We start from the raw sequence: 2,343 nt of genomic DNA, 5'->3' as shown, positions 1-2,343 counted from the left end.
GCGACCCGAGCCTGGCCGACCGGATCAGTCACGTCCTGTACGGCCTGGTCGGCTTCGAGGGCCCCGTCGACTACGCGGGTGCAGTCCTATCAGTATTGGCGGGAGCGGTTCGGTCGCGACGACCTGACGTTCGGAATGTTCGGGGAGAACTTCACCGTCGACGGACTGCCCGACGACGAGGTGTGCATCGGAGACCGGTACCGCATCGGCGAGGCCGAGTTCGAGGTCACCCAGCCACGCGTCACCTGCTATCGCGTCGGCATGCGTCTGGGCGAACCCACCATGGCCTCCCTGCTGGTGGCCCACCACAGGCCGGGCTTCTACCTGCGGGTGATCACCGAGGGACATGTGCGGGCCGGCGACGAGATCACGCTGACGCACAAGGGCCCCGAAGAACTGAGCGTCGCCGACACCGACGCACTCCTGTACCTCCCCGACCGTGACCCTGCGAAGCTGCGCAAAGCGCTGAACATCCCCGCGCTGAGTCCCGGATGGCAGCAGTCCTTCCGAGAACTCGCCGAGGCTCAGAAGCCACAACCGGGGTCAGGCGAACGCTCCGCCGCCCAGCAGCCCGGAGCGGAGCCCGCCTGGCCCGGCTTCAAGACCATGCGCGTCGCCCGCATCGTCCCCGAGACCCCCACCGTCTCCTCGATCTACCTCAACACCACCGACGGCACACCCTTGCCCGAGGCCAGCCCGGGCCAGTACCTCTCCATCCGGCTCGCCATCGGCGACGCCGCCCCCACCGCGCGCAGCTACTCCCTGTCCAGCGCGTCCACAGCCGACACCTACCGCATCAGCGTGAAACACGAACCCCATGGCAGGGTCAGCGGCTACATTCACAGCGCACTCCACCCCGGGGACCTCGTGGACATCGCCGCACCCCGCGGTACGTTCGTACTCGAAGCCGGCGCCCGTCCGATCGTGCTTCTCTCTGCAGGGATCGGTGCCACCCCGGTACTCGCCATGCTCCACCAGCTCGCGGCGGCACGAGACCCGCGCCCCCTCTGGTGGATCCACACCGCGCACGACCGTGCCACCCACGTCTTCGCCGACGAGGCACACGCGCTGCTGACCCATCTCCCGCACGCTCACGAGCACGTCTTCTACACCGCCGCGGCCACCTCACAGTCCGACGAGCCCCGCATCATCCAGGGACGGCCGACCGCCCAGTCACTCGCGGCCATGGGTGTTCCCGCCGACGCCGACGCCTACGTCTGCGGGCCGACCGCCTTCATGGACGCCATGGGCGGTTTCCTGCGCGAGCGGGGCCTGCAGGCCGAGAGAATCCACACGGAGCAGTTCAGCGCCCTCCCCGCCATCAATCCCGGCGTCGCCCCCAGTACGACCGTGCGCCCCCACCAACCCCCCGGCCCACTGGGCGCCGGCCCTTCCGTCACCTTCGCCCGCAGCGGCATCACCACCCCGTGGTCGCCCGCCCACGCGTCGCTCCTCGAGCTCGCCGAAGCCTGCGACATCCCCACCCGCTGGTCCTGCCGCACGGGCGTCTGCCACACCTGCGTCACCCCCCTGATGGCAGGCGACACCACCTACACCACCCCACCCCTCGAACTACCCGAGCCCGGCACCGTCCTCCTGTGCTGCAGCAGCCCGGCCGACGAAGTCGTCCTGGACCTGTAGCTGGGCGCGCAGCGACCCCTCCATCCATGGGCGCACCTCGTTGTCCGAGTGGCTTGGGTGACCGCTTCACAGTACGGAGCACGGCTCGGGCGCCGCCCTGGGTCCATGCCCCAGGGCGTGAGCACCGTCGGCCTTGTGGATCTTCGTGCTCGATCCGGTCCAAGGGCTCGTCCGCGCTGGGCGTGCTTCTCGCCCCCCACTGGGCGTGCACAAGGCAGTGCGGAGCGGAGCTGCCGGATCGCTGACGGCCGGCGGCCCGGAAACCTTTTTCAAAGAAGTCCGGGAGGCGGTGTCGGATCGGGGCGGTGTCGTTCGTAGCAGGGGTGCGACCGTCCACAGGGAGGCGGCGCTGGGGCGAAGGAGCCGCGATCATGAAACTGACGACCATGACTCAGGTCACCATCGATGGAGTGATGCAGGGAAACGGCGGTGCGACGGAAGACCGCAGGAACGGATTCGAGCGCGGCGGATGGGCACGGGGGAAGGGTGACGACGAGACCAGGGCGTTCATCGCACAGACCTACCAGCGCGCCGAGGCGTTCCTCTTCGGCCGGCGCACCTACGAGTTGTTCGCCGGCTCCTGGGGATCAGTCGACCAGATGCGCGCACGCCGACGCCGACGAGATCCTCGACGTCACCCGCGCCTGCTTCGACCGCTACCACGAGAAGTTCGACGAGCCCTACCCCTTCGACTCCTACGAC

General features: G+C 69.0%; 1 protein-coding gene and 1 pseudogene. Both read left to right on the top strand.

Translation table 11 applies throughout. From position 1 onward, the window contains the following. The first annotated feature begins 78 nt into the window (after positions 1-78). Positions 79-1,641, top strand: coding sequence for an MOSC domain-containing protein (locus ACWEBX_RS39265; protein WP_451889489.1), 1,563 nt, complete (start codon positions 79-81; stop codon positions 1,639-1,641). Between the two features lie 371 nt (positions 1,642-2,012). Beyond that, a pseudogene (locus ACWEBX_RS39260) lies at positions 2,013-2,343 on the top strand (hypothetical protein); the annotation flags it as partial.

The organism is Streptomyces sp. NPDC005070 (genome assembly GCF_053600395.1).
The sequence above is the reverse complement of the archived record's forward strand: the minus strand, read 5'-3'. Positions and strand labels throughout refer to the sequence as shown.